Below are 15103 nucleotides of genomic sequence, written 5' to 3'. Positions count from 1 at the left end.
TACAATAAAAAAATAGTATTTTAAAACTTGAGGGGATATTTTCAGTTGAAATTTGTTCTAGAGGGCGATAACTAATTTAAAATAAATGATTCGCACTTCCCTTTCAAGGATATAAGTTAAGGGCAGGATTGGAATGTAAAAAGCAATATTTGATTTTTATTTTTCATGGAATAGTATATATGTTGAGGGAATCATTATCATTTAATCCATTTTGGGAGGATGTACATGGGAGAAGTAGATGCAAAGAAACTATTCCTTGAAACATTTGCGGCATTGATTACTGCAGCATTTGGGTTAATTGCAGCTCTTGCCTGGAATGAAGCTATTAAAGCTTTGATTGCTCAATTCTTCAAATCAGGTAATGAATTAATGGGATTATTTGTATATGCGATAATTGTTACAGTTATAGCTATTTCAGTTACTTATGTAATCGCAAGGGCTTTGTCGCGGTATGGGATGGAGCTTAATAAGAAATAAATTGACTTTTTAATTTTATTTTCTTTTTAATATACGGAATAGGTCTTGGATATTAAAAAAAATGTTATTTCAGTGAATTGAACTTTAATTTTAATTAAATTAATTATGGGGCTTTATGAACCGTGCTGTGTAGTTCCAGAAATTTCCGCCAATATCATCTAAAATAAAACCTTCACGCGTGCCTATTTTAACAGTAGTTGATTTGAGGGGGTAATCTGGATCAGGTAAAAACTCGGTAATTGCGAGAATTCCATTAGGTTTTAAAACTCTTTTCATTTCTTTCAACGCTTTATTTTTATCTGGCAGCTCCTGAAAAACTGTTATGCTATATACCAGATCAAAAGTGTTGTCTTCTAGGGGCATGTTGAGTGCATCTCCCTCAATTAGATGGATATTTTTTATATCCTTATTTTCAGGCTGTTTTAGTTTATTTTCTATCTGTTTTAACATCTCTGGCTGTATATCAAGTGCAAATACCTCACCTTTATCTCCAACAGCTCTTGCCACAAATGTTGTAAATGCACCGCTGCCGCATCCTACTTCCAGAACTTTCATTCCTTCTTTTATTTTGCTTCTGCTAATTATTTTGTCGGGGGGCTGCATTTTCCTTCTAAAATCACTGTCTAAAAACTTACCTATAAATGCAGGGGCTGGAAAATCAAAAAATCGTCTCAAGACCCTTATAAGTACCTGCCATAAAATGAAGATTACTAAAATAATCAACAGGATAGTTATTATAACATTCATATTGTTTTTTATGTTTATTTAGTAATATAAATCTGGCTAAAAAATAGTAATCATACTGTCTTATGATATTAAATATAAATTATCCGTACTTTTTGTAAATTATTATTTGTTATAACAACCTCTTTTAACTCAATTTAACTAAACTGAACAAAATAAATAACATTATTTATATAATTATTATTACTAAATAAATTGGAGGTAACTGAATGGATAGTGATGATTCAAAAAAATTATTTCTGCAAACTTTCGCTGCTTTAATCACTGCTGCATTTGGTTTAATTGCCGCACTTGCATGGAACCAGGCAATACAAGCTTTGATCCTTTTGTATATAGGCACCGGTAATGCGCTCATGGGACTCTTTATCTATGCCATAATTGTAACTATCATAGCCCTCATAGCAACTTATGTAATTGCAAGATCTTTAGCGCGATATGGTGTGGAAATGCCAAAAAAATAGGCACTCATTTAAGTAGTTATATAAATTCTGGAATAATTACATATTTAGTTTCATTTTAAAAGGAAATTACGCCGGGACTGGGATTTGAACCCAGGGTGAGCGACGCTCATAGGATTTCGAATCCTACGCCTTACCTGACTAGACTATCCCGGCAAATGATTTTTTATTTGGTTTTTAGAGGAGAGTGTTTTTGATCAACCTTGCAAAAACAATGTTTTTGCAGCCCGAAAATCTTCGATTTTCGACGGCTTTTTTAAAAAAGCCCTCGAACATTTCATGTTCGGGGCGCCAAAAATTTAACGATTTTTGAGCGGTTGGACTTGACTATCCCGGCAAATGATTTTTGAGCAGGTGAATTGCTCCGCAAAACTGTTGTCAATAAATATTAGATTAAACTGAATTAAAAGTTTTATTGTTAAAAATATTGGCAAAATTATTTTAAATATTTTTTAATACCATAAATATATCTTCACCCTCTTTACAATCTCCAGGTGCATATTTGTCAATATATTCTTTTTTATAATATTTTTCAGGTTCAAAAACAGATTCAACAAATCCTGCTTTTTTATATGAATTTACCGCTCGAATATTTTTTGCACAAGGCCTTATAATCAAAGTATGAAATCCTTCATTGAATAATCTCTCACTTAAATTCTTTAAAGCAGATGTTCCATGCCCTTTGCCGGTATAATTAAGTGATTTAAGCCATATGTCCAGTTCGGCAATTCCGTTTATTAAATGAAAGGATGTGTAGGATATAAACCCTATTTCATCTTCTTCATTTTCTTTAATAATTATAATGTATCCCTGTCCTTTTTCTGGACTAGAACTTTCAAAAAAAAGTCTTCATAATCTTCTTTAAATTTATGGGGTGAAGGAATTTGGCCAGAAGATTGTAATTCATTTAGAAAAGAGGAAAAGTCTGAAAAATAAAGCCAGTTGTAAATTTTTTCTGTCTTGCAGCACTGCTTCTTTTAGATAAATCATATTAGTCCTCTGAATTTAATGGAGAATAGTTTTTCATAAATTGAAAAGCTGATTATGTATTTAAAAATTAGAGAAAATAAAAAAAGTTATGAACAAATTCCATGGATCTACCTATTAAAAAGGATAAAATATTTCACTTAGAGTGAATAGGTAAAATGATAAAAGGTGAATCATTAGGCAGTTTCAGGAGTTGGTTGTGTATTTAAAACTATTGCACTATCTGCGGAGTTTTTTAAGGCTACGCTGAAACCAGGTTCGGCTCCAATTACCATGGTTTCTTTCCCATTTTCTTTAGCGATGTTTATTAATGGTAAAAAGTCTGCATTACGAGTCATAAGAGCAATAACATCAATATTAGGATTATAAACAAGTTCGAAAGCTTCTACAGCAAGTTGAACATCTACATCTCCTGCGACTATTATGGGAGTAAAACCTTGATTTACTACAGCTTCTATAAGTTTGTCTGAAGCGTACTGGTTCATAAGAACCTTTGCAACCTTTATTGTACCGTTTTCTGATACTATTTCTTTTATCATTTCTAGATCCAGATGGAATTCATTTCTGAGCATATTTGGCCCATCTACAAGCAGTCCAATATTTCGTTCATTGGATCGCCTGGTCAATGGAATATACTGTTTGAATGAACTTAATTTTTCTAGATTGCGCATTTTTTCCTCCTAATTATTTGTTTAAATAATTTGAATGAATATTTTAATATATTATTTTGAAATATATCTAGTTATTGATTATAACTGGAAAGTTTCTCATTTTCAGGGTCACGATTTTTGGTCGTTGAAATGGAAATTTTTCATAGTTAATATATATCTTTTATTATTTATAATCTATTAAATAGATATGCCCAAATCATTACCAAATCTAACCAATAAAAACTCTCATTTTGGGTGAAAAATTAATGAATTGGGGACTTAATTCAAACTTGTTATAAGTTAGCGCCCTCAATCAAATGTATTCAAGAAATTTAAGTGTGATTAGACATTTTATTTTTTATGAATTTTTATGCCACTTCAGATATCAAAAGTTAAGCAATCTTTAATTTTTTTACATTAGTTATATCACAAATACTAAGCAACCCCAAAAAATTACGGATTTTGTGGGCCGCAAAAACTTTCATTTTCATGAATTTCACTACAAAATTATTGTCATTAATTATGTAGATCATAAATATTAAATACTAAATTGACTAATCAGTCTATAACGTGTGTGTTAAATTAATTTGCATGGTGTTACTTTGAAAGAGAAAGAACAAAAAATACTGGATGCATCCCTAAAACTTTTTGTTGAAAGGGGATTTCACGGAACTTCCACTGCAGAGATCGCAAAAACAGCAGGCGTTGCTACAGGAACTCTATTCCACTATTTTAAAACTAAAGAAGAACTTATAAATCGTCTGTATTTATACACCAAAGAAAGCATGTTATGTGAAATCAGCGAACATTACGACGATAAAAAAGCATTTAAAGAAAATATTAAAGAATTATGGCTTAAATTTGTGCGTTTTGGCGTTAATAGTCCATATAAATTCCAGTTTATACTTACTTTCCACTGTTCTCCTTATATAACTTCACTTACCAAAGAACAGGTTGAATCACATGCTGAAAGCATGCTTGGGATTTATAAAAACGGCATTGGAAAACAAAAAATAAAAGAAATCTCTTTTGAAATGGTAATGGATTATTTTTGGGGTAATGTAGTTACGGTAGTAACCCATTTTGAAAAATATCCTGAAAAATTAAATGAAAAGAATTTAGACATGGCTTTTGAACTTTTATGGGATGGAATTTCAAAATAGTAAAATTCAATATATTTAGTAATTATTAGACTGACAGGTCAATCGACAGATGGGTGAGGTAGTTAGATGCAGATGAGAGAAATTGAGAAAAATGGCGATAAAATCTCAGCACTTGGATTTGGTGCAATGAGGCTCCCTACAAAAACAGGTAGGATTGATAAAGAAAGCGCTAAGAAACTGATTTATGATTCAATAGATAATGGAATAAATTTTATTGACACAGCATATCCTTATCATGGGGGAGCAAGCGAATCATTTTTAGGAGAGATACTGCAGGGTGAATACCGAGAGAAGGTAAAGCTCTGCACGAAAATGCCGTCGTGGTTCATTAAAAAATATGATGATATGGAAAAATATCTGGAAATACAGCTTGAAAAACTCCAGACTGATTATATTGATTATTATTTGATTCATTCATTAGGTAAAGGCAGCTTTGAAAAACTAAAAGAAATTGGAGTTTTTGAATTTTTAGAGGATGCCAAGGCAAAGGGAAAAATAAAAAATATCGGTTTTTCATTTCATGATAATGTTAACTCATTTAAAGAAATTGTGGACGCATATGATTGGGATGCGTGTTTAATTCAGTATAATTATTTGGATGAACAAACTCAAGCAGGTACTGAAGGTTTAAAATATGCTCACTCAAAAGGAATAGCTGTTTTCATTATGGAACCGTTAAAAGGCGGTCTTCTTGCTGGAAAAGTCCCCGAAAAGACGCTGAAAATATGGGACAAATCTCCGGTTAAAAGGAGTCCTGCAGACTGGGCTTTAAGGTGGGTCTTGGATCATCCTGAGGTTACATGTGTTATATCTGGAATGGGTGATGAAGAGCAGATTAAAGAGAACATTAAAGTTGCAACTGAAGCTTTACCAAATTCGCTTGCTGAAGATGAATTAAAACTTTACGATGAAGTTAAAGAGGTCTATGAAGATCTCATGGCAGTTGATTGTACAGGATGTGGTTACTGCATGCCCTGTCCAAAGGGAGTTGACATTCCAAGATGCTTTGAAATTTACAATCATAAATACATGTTCGATGAAGGATTTAGGGCTTCTTTTCTTTATTTAGGACAATTAGGTGGTGTCATGGGCGGTGATGAAACCCATGCAGGACTTTGCACGGACTGTGGGAAATGTATAAAGGCATGCCCTCAAAAAATAGATATCCCTGAACGTTTAGGTGATGTTTCAAAAGAAATTGGGGGTAGGGGTTTTAAATATAAATTGAAAATTGGAAAAGCAGTACTTGTGCCAGTTTTCAGTGCTTTCATGTCTTTAAGTTCAAGGTTATAAATAAATAACTTTTTACTTACTTTTTTAGTAATCTTGAGCCATCTGAAAACCCATCACCTATTTTTTCACCCAGTTTATAATAATTTCGAGTAGACATATCAAAAATAATAGGTAAAAATTTTTCAGGATCTATTCGGCGTAAATTTTTTCCGGATTTGGAGGTTATATCAATTAAAACTTCTTTATCTGCTATTAAATCCAGAACTTCTCCGATAAACATAGTATGAGACCCTAAATTGACAGTTTCTTTTAATTTACATTCCAGTATCACTGGAAATTCATTAACATACGGTGCATCGACCAGTTCGCTTTTAACTGGAGTTAAACCAGATACTTCAAATTTATCTGCTTTTTTTCCAGAAACAAGTCCAAAATAATCTGCTTCCACAACATATTTTTCAGGAGGAATACTTACAGTAAATGCTTTCCTTTTCAGGATATTGTGGTAAGTGTAAGTCGCTTCACGCAAAGAGACGTATATGCAAGGAGGTACAAAGCAGCACATACCTGCAGCGGCAGCATTCATTATATTTGGGTTTCCTTCATCATCATATGATCCCACTATAAAGACAGGTGTAGGGAAACCTATAGTTCTTGGTCCAATGCTTTCTTTCATGTTTTTTCTCCAAATTATTTAATTTAATCTTCTTTTATGAGTTCAATGAATCTATTCATGTCTTTAACATTGAATATGAATTTGGAAGGGGCATTTTTTGGCCTTATTGGCATTAGGCAGCATACTGCAGATTCTTTTTGATAGTACTCAAAAATACTTTCAAACCAGTTCGCATCTCCTTCATTTTCAAATGTAATTTCCATAACATTAGAATGCTTTTTTACAGTACAATTTCTATGTTTAAGAGCTTTTTTAAGTTTTTCAAGCTTGATATCTGATTCCATAATGTTCCCTACTTCACTTATATTATTTAGGTATAATCATTGAAGTTTCTTTTTTTATATTATCTTCAATTTATGAATTAAATTTTGAATTAAATTTAAATCATTGCAGTGACAGAATATATCTGGTTAAATTAATGACGTCTAACAATTATTCCTTCACAGATCTTGTTGATATAGATAAGATTAAGGAGCTATTAACTAGTTTTTATGAATTAACCGGAGTTATATCTGCTTTAGAAGATTTGGATGGAAATGTTTTTGAGTCTAGCGACGGTTTTGTTGCTATAGGCTGGCAGGATATCTGTTTAAATTTCCACCGTAAACATCCTGAAACACTTAAAAAGTGTATAGAAAGCGGTACTAGAATTTGTGACAAATTAAAGGCCGGTGAAAAACAATCCAGCCATATATGTCTCAATGGCCTTGTGGACATAGCTGTACCAATTTATATTGAAGGTGAGCATTTAGCTAACCTTTTTACAGGCCAATTTTTCTTTAAACCTCCAAATATGGAATTTTTCAGGCAACAGGCGCATAAATATGGGTTTGATGAAGATGAATATTTGGATGCACTATCTAAAGTGGACGTGTTCTCTGAAGAGTTTATTGAAAAAGCCATGAGTTTTCTTACAAACCTGGCAAGTGTTATTGGTGAAATGGGCCTGGAGAAGAAAAAATTACTGGACAGCAAACTGATTTTACAGGAAAGTGAAGAAAGATTTCGATCTTTAATCAATAATTCTAGTGATTTAATCCGCATACTTGATAAGGAGGGGCGTATTATATTCGATTCTCCATCATCAAAACGTATTCTTGGTTATTTTGAGGGATATTTTATAGGAAAAAACCCTCTGAACTTTGTTCATCCTGACGATCTAGAAAGAGTAAAAATGAACTTATGCGAAGTTTATGAAAAACGAAATCCCGAAATTCCAACAGAATTTAGGATTAGAAGAGCAGATGGGGAATATATTCCTGTAGAATCTGTATTTCAAAATTTAATAGATGTTCCAGGAATAGATGGTGTTGTTGTTACTACGCACCCGGTCATAGAACGTAAAAGGACAGAAAATATGCTGCAGTTTCAGGCAAATATTTTAACTAATGTCAGGGATTGCGTAATTGTCTATGATGTTCAGGGAAGAATTATTTACTGGAATAAGGGAGCAGAAACAATTTACGGCTACCTGGAAGAAGAAATAATTGGTAAAAATATTGAAATACTGTATTTAAATAGGAACAAACGTTACTTTAAACCAGATTTAGAAGGAATATTGGAATTTGGTGAATATAATGGGGAATGGGAAGGTAAAAGAAAAGATGGTTCTAAAGTGTATGTGGATGTAAGGGAAACGATAATGCATGATGTAAATAGCAAAATAATTGGGGTTATAGGGGTTTCCAAAGATATTAGTGAGCGTAAAAAAGCAGAAAAGCGTATTAAAAGATCAGAGGCGTATTACAGGACTATATTTGAAAATACGGGAACTGCAACGATTATAATTGAAGAAGATACCACAATATCCCTTGTAAATGCAGAATTTGAAAAACTTTATGGATATTCAAAAGAGGAAATAGAGAGTAAAAAAAGCTGGAGGGAATTTATAGCCCCTGATTACAAAGAGAAAATAGAGGAGTATCACAATCTCAGACGAATTGACCCAACTTTAGCTCCAAGAAACTATGAATTAAAATTTGTTGATAGGCAGGGCAGGATTAAAGATGTATTTACTACTGTTGCTATAATTCCTGAAACTAAAAAAAGTTTGATATCTCTTTTAGATATTACTGATAATAAAATAGCTGAAAATAAAATTAAAGAGTCTTTAATGGAAAAAGAGGTACTTTTAAGAGAAATCCACCATAGGGTGAAAAATAACCTCCAGATCATATCCAGTTTGCTCAACCTGCAAACCCGCTGTGTAGAGGGAGAAGAAACCATCAATGTCCTGAAAGAAAGCCAGAATCGAGTTAAAACTATGGCGATGGTCCATGAAAAGCTGTATCAATCTGAAGATCTTAAGGATGTCAACTTTAAAGAATACATAGAAAATCTGGTTTCCGATCTGTTTTACTCTTATGGAGTTAAGAAAGGAACTATTGATCTAAAAATAGATGCTGATGATATAAAAATGGACATTGATACGGCTATACCGTGCGGTTTAATTATTAATGAACTTGTAACCAACAGTCTTAAATATGCATTTCCCGGCCCTAACAAAGAAGATATAGTAAAAGTTGGACTTAAAAAACTGCAACAGGATAAATTGAGACTTTTTGTATCTGATAATGGGGTGGGATTACCTGAAAATCTTGATATGGAAAATGTTGAAACTCTTGGCTTAAAAATGGTAAAAATCCTTGTAAATCAATTAAAAGGAACTTTGGAAGTGGATAGGACTAATGGTACGAGGTTTAAGATTATTTTTAAAGAATTAAAATATGAAAACCGAATTTAATTGGGTCATTTGCGTTCCTCCTGTTTATCTTTCTATTCTCTCTTTAACAAGAAGATCATTCCTTTCAACTGCAAAAATTTCATTTTTTAGCTTCTATGGAAATAGGTTAAAATTGGTCATTCATTTTCTTCCCGCTTATCTCGCTCTATCCCATCTTTAACATACCTAACAAGAAGATCATTCCTTTCAACCTTTTTTCCTTGAAAAAAGGATTGATCAAAAATATCCTCGCTCAAAAATAAAAATTTTTGAGCTGCGGAAGAAATAATTCTATTCATTTTCTTCCCGCTTATCTCGCTCTATCCCATCTTTAACATACCTAACAAGAAGATCATTCATTGTTATTCCCTTTTTAATGGCCATAATCTTAATTTCATTTTTAAGATCTACTTCTGCCCTCATTGCCATCTGTACGATTTCTTTATCTGCCATACAATCTACTCATACTATTATGTAAATATATATTACTATTTAAATAAATAATCATATCTATTTTTAGTTAATTAGTTAGATAGTTCGTTAACTTTTTATAAATATAATAAAATAGTTAACAGCTAAAAACCCTAATTAAACTTGAAATCGTATTTTAATGTGAATAATAGATATTCGATTCTTATAAATGGCATGTAAAAATAACTACTACTTGGTGGAAAAATGAAAAAAAATAAATTTTACTCCTACATATTCAAGAGGAAATCAATTAGAAATTATGATTTAACCCCTCTTGACGATGCTAAACTTAAAGAAATTTCAGAGTATCTCAATTCATTAAAACCTATCTACGATGATATTAAAACTGAATTGAAGATCATATCTCCGGATTATGTTAAAAGAAGGATGATGAAAGAAGCACCTCATTATATAGCAGTATTTTCAGAGGTTAAAGAAGGTTATTTAACCAATATAGGTTATATGCTGCAACAGGCAGATTTATTTTTTTCAGTTAATGGCCTAGGCTGCTGCTGGCAGGGAATTCCAGCCCCTACTAAAGAATTAGTGGGGAGTTCCAGCCTCGACTTTGTAATTTTCATAGCCTTTGGAAAACCTAAAGATCCTAGATCATTGCACAGAAGCAGTGTTTCAGAATTTAAAAGAAAATCTCTTGGTGAAATAACTGATATAGCTGGCGCAGACGAACTACTGGAAGTGGCGCGCATTGCCCCATCTGCAACTAACAGTCAGCCATGGTTTTTCACCGGTGATAAAAACTTAATTCATGCTTACAGTGTTGAACCTGGTTTCATTAAACGGTTCACAAAAAAATACATTCCTATAGATATGGGCATTGCTATCTGCCACTTGCAGATCGCAGCAGAGCATTTTGGTAAGAAAGCTGAAATTGTATTTGATAAAACAGCAGGGGCGAATGTTCATAATGGACGCAAGTATATTGCCAGTTTGAAAATAAAATAAAATTTATAATTTTAAAAATAATAATTAAGAATGGATGTTAAGTTAGTGGGTCACTGCTTAACAGCTTTTTCCCTTCGATATGGCCACAGTCTGCACATCTTATAATTTCCCATGTTTCGAGGTACATTTTGGGTTCATCGAATGGTTTTCGCTTTTTTCTATTTGTTCTTCAATAATTTCAAGGTCGCTCGAAAATCAAAGATTTTCGGTGTTTGTGAAACTAAGTTTTGCACGCCACAAAATCGAAGATTTTGTAGGCCCAAAACACTGATGTGTTTGGGGCCGGCGAATTTTCTTAAATTCGCGGCATTCGAAATTTTTAATTTTGATGTTTGAAAATTGAAAATTTTCAACCGGAAAAATTCGTAGAATTTTTCCATGCCCCGAAAACGGAGCTAAAGAAAAATGCTTCGCATTTTTTTGTGCGTCAAAATTTTATGAATTTTGACAGTTTTCGAGGACCGCAGAAATTCGCATAGTTTCTGCAGGGTTCCGCCACAAACTGAACAGTTTCCATCTATAGGAAGATCGCCTGCACTTTTATCATCTCTTAATTCATAGCTTAAGTTATTAAATTTTAGCTGTTAAATTTTTAAAATATACTTTATTTTAGACTTTAATCTTTTTATATTTTTTATCCTTTTTAAAGGTATATTATCCTATTAATTTTTATTTTGAGAGCTATTTGACTTCACTTTTTCTTCTCTATAAATTTTAAAAGCGGCGTAAGTAATTCCAAGTATTAATGGCCCTATAAATAATCCTGGAATGCCCATTGTCACTGCTCCATAAATAAATCCAAGCAAAAAGACCAGTGGATGAACTTCTGAATATTGGACTGAGATTCTGGGCCGGATATAAAAGTCGGTTGAAGTTTCGATTATCCATCCGAAGAAAATAACCATAATTCCCTGAAAAGTGTTCCCTACAAGGATGCTGAAGACTCCAAGGATCCCATAAACTATCCAGGGGCCAATAATGGGTATAAACATAGCTATTCCGCTTATAATGGCCAGTAATATTGCATAAGGATATCCGAGGAAGAAATACAGGATTCCAGACAGCACGCCAAGGATAGCAGCAGGGATAACATTACCCACTATAATGCTTTTGAGAACATCATCAGCGCTGTTAAATATCTGCTGGTAGAAATCTTTGTCTTTATCAGGGATAATGTCGGATATATATGATATTATCTTGTCTCCATCACGGGCAAAGTAAAATACTGAAAAGATTAGTATAAGGAGCTGTGCAGCAATACCTGGAAGGGAACTCACTAAATCAACTGCTAATTTAGCAATGTAAGATATAAATTGAGTAATTGCTGATTTTATAGTTTCATCAATGCCCTGTGAAATGTTGCCTGGAAGGCCGATATTCTGTACCGCATCAGTTATTTGAGGCAGGTTCATTGTAGAATTGCCTGTAGCGGCTTGTTGAAGTGATCCGAAAAAGGATCCGGCAATACTTAAAAATTGAGTAAAAGTGAAATACAACAGTAAAATGACTGGGACGGCAAGTATAATCATTCCCAAAAATACGGATAAAGTATTGTATTTAACGTAGGGTTTGATTTTTTTGGATATATAACGGACATAATAGGCTAAAATAGCTCCAAAAATCACCATGGAAATTATTGGAATTAAAATTCCAAGAGAAAGAAGTGTTAATATTATTATAAGGGGAATTACAGTTGAAAATGACATTTTTTTAAGATTAGAAATCATTGAGACACCTACAAACCTTAAATTCTGATATTCTATCTTAATGTACTACATTAATATTTTTTGCGTTTATAATTTTCATTTATACTTTTCATATTGACTTTCCAATAATTTTCGGCTGATTTCTTTCCCATGACCAGGTAAAAACAAATCACAATTAGTATTGATTAATTTATTCCAGCTTTTAACCATAGTATCGGGATCATCAGCAAAAGGGGGGTATATGGAATTTCCAAAAACTCTAAACATGGCATCACCTACAACGGCAACTTCATGATCGATAATAATGCTTATGGATCCTTTTGAATGACCGGGAGTATGTATAATATATGAATTGAACCCAAAATCAATTAAATCATATTTTTCATCTACATTAATATCTGGATTAACTTTTTCATATTGATATCGGGATTCCAACTTTTTTCCAAGTACTTCTGTCATAAATCCCGTAGCTAAATTACTTCCTTTTGGTAAAGGGCTGTTACCGAGCATTATATATTCTGATTCGCTTTGATGAACAATGATTATGGATTTATACTTCTCATTTATCTTAGCCGCATTTTCCACGTGGTCAAAATGAGTGTGGGTTAATATTAAACAGGATAATTTATTTTTACCTAAAATTTCGTCAATTTTGTTGCTTAATTTTTCCCATGAATTTGCACGGCCAGTATCAATTAGAATGTAATTATTTTGTGAATTGATTAAAAAAGAGTTACTTCTTCCTTCTAAAAGTTGATAAATTGTGCAATTTTTAGTATCCCACGTTTTCATAGAATTCCCCTTTAAAATTAATTAAAAATTTTTAAATTTCATACTTTAAAATGAATTCTCGGGCTATTTTTTTAGTTTTTGGGCTAATACTGTTCAATTCAACTTTGACAAATTTATTTATCATTTCTTTCCTGTCTATTTGTTCGTAAAATTCGTCAAATACATATATAATATCGGATTTTAGTAAAGCTTTTTGTTTTTCGGAAAAATTACATATTTCATCTATATTTAACAAAATATCTAAGATATCTTCCGTTAGTCCGCTTTTATTTGCCATAATTTTTGCTGTATTCTGGATGCAGTGGCGTGCAGTCATGAATTTGGCATCATTTATATGTTTAAAATAATTTTTAGATACCGATGAAAATTTATTTTCAAAATCTACTTTTGTTAAATTGGCAATTAAGGTTAGGCCAAAATCTCGATGGTATGAGTTCTCATGATTTAACAGTGAAGCGAAATCATCCCAATATTTATAGAATAATTCTGGCTTTAATTCACTTGCTTTAGCAAGGATGTTATATGAATGATAGTATACCATTATATGTGTATTGTTTAACATCTGATTTATTATTTCATGGCGTATGGGCTCTTTATTAATTACAATTTCAGCGAATTTATCTACATCTACATTTTTATCAGATATTTCTGAAATTAAATCGTTTTTAGCCAAGATATCCCTCTTTTAATTAGGCAATTAGTATTTAATCATTTATCTGTAAAGTTTTCCTAAAATTCTTCTTTTATCATTATGCGTGTTGATTCGCCCTATATTTGCCTTAAAATCCCTTGAAAACATTGTTTTTGTAGGGTAAAAACATTTCAAAAATCTTTGGTTGGGAATGCTCGTGTTTGAGCTGCAAAATCATTGAATCAAGGTTATAATCATTGATCATCTATTTGTAAAGTTTCCCTAAAATCCTGTTTTATTCTTATACGGGTAGACTCTTCTTTATACTCGTCATCATCACAGTCTTCCAAAGCAAAAACAGCTAGTTCGTATATAACTTTATTTAATGCTTTTCCTCGTTCAGTTAGATAGTACTCTGTAGAAATGGGCGCTGAATTAATTATTTTCTTTTGGATAATCCCGTTATTTTCCAGATTTTTAAGACAGTCAGATAAAACTTTGTTGCTTAAATTAGGTTTGTTTTCTTTGAATTCTTTAAAACGTTTCTTACCAAAGAACATGTCTCTGATTATTTCAATACTCCATTTTTTGCTGATAAATACCAAAGCTTTACTTACAGGACAAAAGCTGTCGCAGGTTATTTCATTAGCCATATATTTTCACCGGGTTACTAACTGGTTACTTAGTCACTTAAAAGTTACAAAATTTACTTAAATACATCCAAACAGACAGTGGAATGAAATTTGGGAGATAAATCATTATAATATGTGATCTATTTAATTAGACTCTTACTGCATAATATAAAAGCTTTTTTAAGAGCAGTTAATGAAAAGATCAATATGTTTATTTTTTAAATGGAGGCAAAAAAGATGAAGGTACTTGGATTTGTAGGGAGCCCAAGAGAGGGCGGTAATACGGAAATTCTTGTTGAAGAAATGCTTAAAGGAGCAGGTGATGTGGGTGCAGAAACAAAAAGTTTCAACCTTGATAAAATGGCTATAGCTCCGTGTAAGGCATGTATGCATTGTAAAAGCAATGATGGCGAATGTGCTACAGATGATGATATGCAGGAGATTTATAAAGAACTAAAAGAAGCAGATGCTTTCGTACTTGGATCTCCAATTTACATGTGGCAGATGACTGCCCAGGCAAAACTCTTCACAGACCGACTTTATGCTTTATTCATGACTGGTTTTGAAGAAAAATACGGCAAAAAAGATATGGCACTGGTATTTACTCAGGGTAATCCTGATGAAAACACATTTGCAGGATATTACAACTCTACAAAAGACATGTTTGGGTTCCTTGGATATAATGTCGTTGATATGTTGAGTTCACAGGATAATAATACTCCTGGGGCAGTTAATGACAAGAAAGATGTCCTTGAAAAAGCCAGAGCAATAGGTAAGAAGCTGGTTAAAGCGGATTAA

Annotated in this window: 17 protein-coding genes, 1 tRNA gene and 1 pseudogene; 7 read left to right on the top strand and 12 right to left on the bottom strand. The window is 32.5% G+C overall.

The genetic code is table 11. The features are described 5' to 3' along the window. Positions 1-219: 219 nt before the first annotated feature. The gene (locus EJ01_RS03405; RefSeq protein WP_157197540.1) at positions 220-477 is read left to right on the top strand and encodes a DUF5654 family protein; all 258 of its coding nucleotides are present in this window, start codon (positions 220-222) and stop codon (positions 475-477) included. Positions 478-576: 99 nt separating this feature from the next. Here EJ01_RS03405 and EJ01_RS03400 read toward each other — a convergent pair whose 3' ends face one another. Next, a complete protein-coding gene (locus EJ01_RS03400) occupies positions 577-1224 on the bottom strand; it encodes a class I SAM-dependent methyltransferase (protein WP_211251403.1) in 648 nt (215 codons plus the stop codon). Between the two features lie 206 nt (positions 1225-1430). Here EJ01_RS03400 and EJ01_RS03395 point away from each other — a divergent pair, with 206 nt between their 5' ends. Then, positions 1431-1682, top strand: a complete 252-nt coding sequence (locus EJ01_RS03395) for a DUF5654 family protein (protein WP_048080479.1) — start codon at positions 1431-1433, stop codon at positions 1680-1682. Between the two features lie 69 nt (positions 1683-1751). Here the strand turns inward: EJ01_RS03395 and EJ01_RS03390 are convergent. The 3 genes and pseudogenes from EJ01_RS03390 to EJ01_RS03380 all read right to left on the bottom strand — a co-directional run bounded on the left by EJ01_RS03390 (position 1752) and on the right by EJ01_RS03380 (position 3337). Beyond that, positions 1752-1835: transfer RNA gene (locus EJ01_RS03390), tRNA-Ser, on the bottom strand. Positions 1836-2120: 285 nt separating this feature from the next. Continuing rightward, positions 2121-2495: pseudogene (locus tag EJ01_RS16880) on the bottom strand (GNAT family N-acetyltransferase); the annotation flags it as partial. 347 nt (positions 2496-2842) lie between these two features. After that, a complete protein-coding gene (locus tag EJ01_RS03380) occupies positions 2843-3337 on the bottom strand; it encodes a TIGR00288 family NYN domain-containing protein (RefSeq protein WP_048080478.1) in 495 nt (164 codons plus the stop codon). Positions 3338-3918: 581 nt separating this feature from the next. Here EJ01_RS03380 and EJ01_RS03375 point away from each other — a divergent pair. Next, complete coding sequence (locus EJ01_RS03375) at positions 3919-4479, top strand: TetR/AcrR family transcriptional regulator (protein WP_048080477.1); 561 nt, start codon at positions 3919-3921, stop codon at positions 4477-4479. 66 nt (positions 4480-4545) lie between these two features. Beyond that, positions 4546-5772: an aldo/keto reductase gene (locus EJ01_RS03370; RefSeq protein WP_048080476.1), complete on the top strand. Its 1227-nt coding sequence runs from the start codon at positions 4546-4548 to the stop codon at positions 5770-5772. A 16-nt stretch (positions 5773-5788) separates the two neighbouring features. Here the strand turns inward: EJ01_RS03370 and EJ01_RS03365 are convergent, their stop codons facing one another. Continuing rightward, positions 5789-6388 (bottom strand): flavin reductase family protein, encoded by a 600-nt coding sequence (locus tag EJ01_RS03365; RefSeq protein WP_048080475.1) that lies wholly within the window; start codon positions 6386-6388, stop codon positions 5789-5791. A 23-nt stretch (positions 6389-6411) separates the two neighbouring features. Beyond that, positions 6412-6672 carry a hypothetical protein gene (locus tag EJ01_RS03360; protein WP_048080474.1) on the bottom strand — a complete coding sequence of 87 codons (261 nt, stop codon included), beginning with the start codon at positions 6670-6672 and terminating at the stop codon, positions 6412-6414. A gap of 134 nt (positions 6673-6806) precedes the next feature. Between EJ01_RS03360 and EJ01_RS16310 the strand changes: the two genes are divergently transcribed. Further along, entirely contained in the window at positions 6807-9131 is a 2325-nt protein-coding gene (locus EJ01_RS16310; protein WP_052375785.1) for a PAS domain S-box protein, read from the top strand. 116 nt (positions 9132-9247) lie between these two features. Here EJ01_RS16310 and EJ01_RS17130 read toward each other — a convergent pair whose 3' ends face one another. Further along, positions 9248-9409 (bottom strand): hypothetical protein, encoded by a 162-nt coding sequence (locus EJ01_RS17130; RefSeq protein WP_157197539.1) that lies wholly within the window; start codon positions 9407-9409, stop codon positions 9248-9250. Then, entirely contained in the window at positions 9402-9563 is a 162-nt protein-coding gene (locus EJ01_RS17125; RefSeq protein ID WP_157197538.1) for a hypothetical protein, read from the bottom strand. Before EJ01_RS17125 ends, EJ01_RS17130 begins: the two co-directional genes overlap by 8 nt. A gap of 222 nt (positions 9564-9785) precedes the next feature. On the opposite strand from EJ01_RS17125, the gene EJ01_RS03350 reads away from it, so the two are divergent. Next, positions 9786-10544, top strand: a complete 759-nt coding sequence (locus tag EJ01_RS03350) for a nitroreductase family protein (RefSeq protein ID WP_048080473.1) — start codon at positions 9786-9788, stop codon at positions 10542-10544. A 662-nt stretch (positions 10545-11206) separates the two neighbouring features. On the opposite strand, the gene EJ01_RS03345 is transcribed toward EJ01_RS03350, so the two are convergent. From EJ01_RS03345 to EJ01_RS03330, 4 genes are all read right to left on the bottom strand, one after another. Further along, entirely contained in the window at positions 11207-12271 is a 1065-nt protein-coding gene (locus EJ01_RS03345) for an AI-2E family transporter (protein ID WP_048080472.1), read from the bottom strand. A gap of 75 nt (positions 12272-12346) precedes the next feature. Further along, positions 12347-13042: an MBL fold metallo-hydrolase gene (locus tag EJ01_RS03340; RefSeq protein ID WP_052375783.1), complete on the bottom strand. Its 696-nt coding sequence runs from the start codon at positions 13040-13042 to the stop codon at positions 12347-12349. 31 nt (positions 13043-13073) lie between these two features. Next, on the bottom strand, positions 13074-13715 hold the full coding sequence (locus EJ01_RS16305) for a hypothetical protein (RefSeq protein WP_052375782.1): 642 nt from the start codon (positions 13713-13715) through the stop codon (positions 13074-13076). Between the two features lie 212 nt (positions 13716-13927). Continuing rightward, positions 13928-14326 carry a winged helix-turn-helix transcriptional regulator gene (locus EJ01_RS03330; protein WP_048080471.1) on the bottom strand — a complete coding sequence of 133 codons (399 nt, stop codon included), beginning with the start codon at positions 14324-14326 and terminating at the stop codon, positions 13928-13930. Positions 14327-14542: 216 nt separating this feature from the next. Here EJ01_RS03330 and EJ01_RS03325 point away from each other — a divergent pair, with 216 nt between their 5' ends. Next, positions 14543-15103 (top strand): flavodoxin family protein, encoded by a 561-nt coding sequence (locus EJ01_RS03325; RefSeq protein WP_048080470.1) that lies wholly within the window; start codon positions 14543-14545, stop codon positions 15101-15103.

This window comes from Methanobacterium veterum, assembly GCF_000745485.1.
Lineage (GTDB): Archaea > Methanobacteriota > Methanobacteria > Methanobacteriales > Methanobacteriaceae > Methanobacterium_D > Methanobacterium_D veterum.
The sequence above is the reverse complement of the archived record's forward strand: the minus strand, read 5'-3'. Positions and strand labels throughout refer to the sequence as shown.